Raw genomic sequence first — 4,850 nt, forward strand, 5'->3', positions numbered from 1 at the left:
TTATATACTCCTAATATATTCTTGCCCTTCATAAATGGTGTTAATAAATCAGCTGTTAGTCTACTTAAATTTTTTATACCATAGGTTAAATTATCAATTCTATTAAATTCAATAATCTGACTATTACATATTAAAATTTTATTCATATACTGTATTAGATTACTCGAAAGGAGGCGTAAGTATGGAAAGTTGTGTTTTGTTCGTTAATGGACAACCTCTTTTAGTGGTCTCAGTCGCTGGAATCGAAATTGCTAGATTAGAACTTTCTCTACAAGTAGCATTGACCTTAATAGCATTAGGAATTCCAATCTGTGCATAAACGTTAGGTATCTATTCAAAAGAGAGCTTAGGCTCTCTTTTTTATTTATATCTTTCCTTCACAACAAAAAAGACGCCACTAAAATCACGGCATCGCGTAAAATAATTGCTATTTATTTAATCATTACTTCACTAGCAACCCTAATTCATATAGAATTTCTGAGAACGAATAGCCATATGCAAAACCTACAATACGAATCCCTGGAATCCATCTATGTTCTAAATTTTCATTGTATGTTTTCTTATAATACTTTAATTTAGAATCTATACTGTATTTGTCGTTAATAATTACTTCATCGCTATGAAATCCATCCATTTCAATCTGAACAGCTACGTACTCTGCTCCTTTAATAAAGGCTTTATTATAACACTTTTCTAATTCTTCTAATGTCATCTCCATTATTAACCTCCTATTCAAATGGGTGTTTTGTTCGATAAAAAGAGCATCTAGATTAGTAGATGCGAAGATATATAAAAGGTAAGCTCTTTAAGTATTTAATAGCTTATAAGCTGGTTGCTTGTCCTATAACATATTATATGATTTTTATATAAAAATGGTTCATCAAAAAATAAAGTGAAAATTACTACTCATTGTCATTTTAGAAAATAGCTACATTTTAATTTTTTATGTTAGTCTATCAATCGTTTCCTTCCAACTCCTCACTTTCTTCACGTATTTGTCCAATTAATGAAATTACAGAACCTACCGCTTGTATCCAACTTCCTGCAATATCTATTAACTGTCCTTCTTTCTCTTCATCTGATTCGCTATTAACTTGAGTGTCTAAATTTTCTTCCATATCATTTGATCTATCTTCTTTACTATACTGACGCACTTCTCTTTTACTTTTTAGTTCGTAAACCCCTCCAATCGCCTGCATTGAATTCCCTATAGCTTGCAATAAGTTTCCTACAATATTTAAAGATTCATCTTTATCTGAAGTATCCTCGAATTCATCTGCTAATGCTGTAAGTCCTCCTAAAGCCTGCGTCCAATTCCCAGCAATCACTAATTTAATTTTTGTTTCATCTTTAAACTCGATAACCAATCCAGATATTACAGTAACATTACCAATTGATTGAATTTCATTTCCGATTTTTTCAAGAGATATTTCCCCTTGACCATCAGCTTCTAAAGCATTTCCAACTGCTTGTAATAAGTTCCCATAAACATTTAAATCTTTCCTTATATTACTGCTTATAAAATCAAAGGGTGTACTTCCAATAGCTGAAGTTATTGTACCTATAGCTGCTATCAATGCACCAAATATTTCTTTTAGTTGGTTCTCCATTTATAACCTACCCCAACATTAAGTAATTATTTTCATCCTATTCAATCGCACATCTACCTGTTAAAAATTCAAACTGTCTCTTAGTTTTTTCTTCCTTTATAGGAGTGTAACTCTACACTCCAGTTTATTAAAGTACTTAATACACAGCGTTATTTCTATAAAACAGAAAAATATTCATAAAATACTATTTTAAATTAGCCAAACATTCTAAACATTCCCGATAGATATCTATTTGTATTACATTTCCTATACAAAGAAGTTTTTACAACTAGATGATTTCTCCACTAGAACACTTAATACAGCACTCTTTTTATGTTTTAAGTTAATAAAAATGTATTTCCATTTTGTTTTGTAGCCTTACTTAGACTTCCTGTTAATAACCAAGTATTGACTATACATCCCATAAGAACGTCTCGATTTTCTAAACATATACTTAGAAGAAAAATATTCCTAAACATTACACAAATACTTAAAAACCCTTTAATTGCAGAAGAATATACAAATTCTTAAAGCATACTTAACGATTATAAAATTTTAAAAAGGAGGTAACTATGAAAAACAATCAAAACTCAAACAATCCGTGCGAAAAATTCAAATTCCCCTGTTTTATTTCTATATCCTCTTGCGATCAAACTAATTGTTGTACACCTGTTTTTTTCACATCCTCTCAGCAACAAGAACTATTGTCTCTAATTAATCAATTAAACCAAGCTATCTTTTCTTTCTTTACCACGCCAAATCCGACAACTATACAAATACTCCAATCATCATTACAGGCGTTAAATGATTTATTAACTGCAGTACAACCAAATACTCCAAATAAAAACTTAGTTATACGAACTATAATTCAATTAATCAATTCCCTGCCTACCGCTTCTCTTACCCAAATATCTGCGTTATTCCAATTTCTATTCCAAAATTTATCTTCGCTCATTAGTTGTTCCAATATATCGGACCCATTGTTGCAACAAACATTCAACTTAATTTTGCAAGGAATATTGAATAGTTCTCTATTAAATATTATCGGAATACCCGGTCCTACTGGAGCGACAGGACCTAGAGGATTTCCAGGACCTAGAGGATCGACTGGACCTCAAGGTGTGCAAGGCATTCAAGGGCCAGAGGGACCAGAAGGATCAACTGGGCCTCAAGGTGTGCAAGGCATTCAAGGGCCAGAAGGAATTGCAGGAGCTACTGGACCTCAAGGCGTGGAAGGGATTCAAGGGCCAGAAGGACCGGAAGGACCGACTGGACCTCAAGGTGTGCAAGGCATTCAAGGACCGCCTGGACCACCAGGACCCACTGGTTCTGGGACTGGAATGGGAGTTCCTGGACCACCAGGGCCGACTGGACCTCAGGGTATACAAGGGATTCAAGGGCCAGAAGGACCACCAGGACCTACTGGACTCCAAGGTGTGCAAGGGATTCAGGGACCAGAAGGAATTGCAGGAGCCACTGGACCTCAAGGTGTGCAAGGTATGCAAGGACCGGAAGGACCAGAAGGGCCGACTGGACCTCAAGGTGTGCAAGGGATTCAAGGGCCAGAAGGACCACCAGGACCGACTGGCGATTGTGAGTGTCCACCTGGGCCAACTGGACCGACTGGGCCAACTGGGCCCTCATGTAATTTCCTTGTTTATGTTACAAACGCAGGTGTCATAGATGATCCAACAGATGATACAGTATCTGTAATTAACACCGGAACAAATACAGTTGTTGCTACAATTACTGTAGATAATGCACCTCTTGAAGTAACTGTATCACCAAATGGGACCCGCGCTTATGTTACTAATATTTTTTCTGATACCGTATCCGTTATTGATACTTCTACAAATTCCGTTATCGCTACCATTCCTGTTGGAAGCGATCCGATTGGTGTAGCTGTTTCTCCAAATAACACAACTGTTTATGTTGGAAATCATGGTAATAATACAGTTTCTGTTATTAATGCTGCTACTAACACAGTTGTTGCTACCATTCCTGTTGGCAACGCTCCGCAAGGAATCACTGTTTCTCCAAATGGAACTTTTGCATATGTTGCAAACGAATTAAGCAACAATATTTCTGTTATTAATACTGCTACTAATACAGTTAGCACTACCATTTCTGTTGGCATTCGTCCTAGAATAATCGTCTTTACACTAGATGGTACTCGTGCGTATGTCACAAATCAAAACAGCAATACTGTTTCTGTTATTGACACCGCTACTAATGCCGTTATTAATACAATTAGCGTAGGTTCTGAACCGGTTGGTATAGATATTACACCAGATGGCACTCGTATTTACGTTGTAAATAAAGTTAGTAATAATGTATCGGTAATAAGTGTGGCGACAAATACGGTAATTGATACAATTCCTGTTGCTTCATCCCCAGATCAAGTAACCATCATACCAGATGGTACTCTCGCCTACGTTACAAACCAAGGTAGCAATACTGTTTCTGTTATCAATACTGCTACAAATACGGTTATAGATACGGTTCCAGTAGGCGTTGCTCCAACTGGTATAGCAACTGGAACTATTTGCGAATAAAAAAACAGAGAGACAAAAAATAAGTCTCTCTGTTTTTTATTTTTTATGTTCCTTAAAAAATTTATATTCATAGCGGTCCCCTTATGTACTTTTCGTTAATCACAAATTACCTATATCACGCTCTAATCTGATTTTTCTAACCTCCTATTCATCACCTTCTAAATTCCTTTGCAAAATAAAAAAGCAGCTATTATGCTACCTTACATTCATTTTAACCCCAAGTGAAATGGTATATATATTCCCCCGGTTCCCTTTGATTAATCCCATTAATTCTAGCAAATCGCATTAAGTCCGCCCCTTGAAGAAAATACATCGCAAGCATCACTGGTACTTGCGACCACATAAACTGATAAAGCTCCTCGATCCTCAAATTTGTCGAAACGATTAAATCATTTGCAGGTCCTTGATTCCATACCGAAGTTCTAACTGAAATAAACGGAAGATCCTTCCCATTAACCACTATTCGCGCCATACTTTGAGTTATATCCACATCAATTCCCTCCATCATTACAAAAATCGGACCTGTGTATTTACTCCTTTTGTTATAAATATTCTTTACTTTCATAAATGTCTAAGGCAAATCTCTATTTTTCACTTCTATTCAAATGAATTTTTAGTATTTGTCTCCCCAACTGCCGTAACATATATATATTTTATAACCTTGTTCACTTTAAAAAGTCCGATATGCAAAATTACATATCTTATT

5 protein-coding genes are annotated in these 4,850 nt (G+C 35.6%); 2 read left to right on the forward strand and 3 right to left on the reverse strand.

Features of this window, described 5'->3' with window-relative positions:
* Window positions 1-181: 181 nt before the first annotated feature.
* Window positions 182-319 (forward strand): DUF3956 family protein, encoded by a 138-nt coding sequence (locus tag KI369_RS27405; RefSeq protein ID WP_000443219.1) that lies wholly within the window; start codon window positions 182-184, stop codon window positions 317-319.
* 123 nt (window positions 320-442) lie between these two features.
* On the opposite strand, the gene KI369_RS27410 is transcribed toward KI369_RS27405, so the two are convergent.
* Window positions 443-718 carry a hypothetical protein gene (locus tag KI369_RS27410; protein WP_212958746.1) on the reverse strand — a complete coding sequence of 92 codons (276 nt, stop codon included), beginning with the start codon at window positions 716-718 and terminating at the stop codon, window positions 443-445.
* Between the two features lie 238 nt (window positions 719-956).
* The gene (locus KI369_RS27415) at window positions 957-1,610 is read right to left on the reverse strand and encodes a DUF6944 family repetitive protein (RefSeq protein ID WP_212958748.1); all 654 of its coding nucleotides are present in this window, start codon (window positions 1,608-1,610) and stop codon (window positions 957-959) included.
* 551 nt (window positions 1,611-2,161) lie between these two features.
* On the opposite strand from KI369_RS27415, the gene KI369_RS27420 reads away from it, so the two are divergent.
* Window positions 2,162-4,144, forward strand: a complete 1,983-nt coding sequence (locus KI369_RS27420) for a YVTN family beta-propeller repeat protein (protein WP_212958750.1) — start codon at window positions 2,162-2,164, stop codon at window positions 4,142-4,144.
* Between the two features lie 211 nt (window positions 4,145-4,355).
* Here the strand turns inward: KI369_RS27420 and KI369_RS27425 are convergent, their stop codons facing one another.
* Window positions 4,356-4,709, reverse strand: coding sequence for a hypothetical protein (locus KI369_RS27425; protein WP_212958752.1), 354 nt, complete (start codon window positions 4,707-4,709; stop codon window positions 4,356-4,358).
* Window positions 4,710-4,850 lie beyond the last annotated feature (141 nt).

The organism is Bacillus sanguinis (assembly GCF_018332475.1).
Classification (GTDB): Bacteria; Bacillota; Bacilli; order Bacillales; family Bacillaceae_G; genus Bacillus_A; species Bacillus_A sanguinis.

Excerpts from the sequence above, each read along its gene's own strand:
- KI369_RS27420 (WP_212958750.1), top strand. The coding sequence starts at position 2,162 with ATGAAAAACAATCAAAACTCAAACAATCCGTGCGAAAAATTCAAATTC.
- KI369_RS27415 (WP_212958748.1), bottom strand. The coding sequence starts at position 1,610 with ATGGAGAACCAACTAAAAGAAATATTTGGTGCATTGATAGCAGCTATA.
- KI369_RS27405 (WP_000443219.1), top strand. The coding sequence starts at position 182 with ATGGAAAGTTGTGTTTTGTTCGTTAATGGACAACCTCTTTTAGTGGTC.
- KI369_RS27425 (WP_212958752.1), bottom strand. The coding sequence starts at position 4,709 with ATGAAAGTAAAGAATATTTATAACAAAAGGAGTAAATACACAGGTCCG.
- KI369_RS27410 (WP_212958746.1), bottom strand. The coding sequence starts at position 718 with ATGGAGATGACATTAGAAGAATTAGAAAAGTGTTATAATAAAGCCTTT.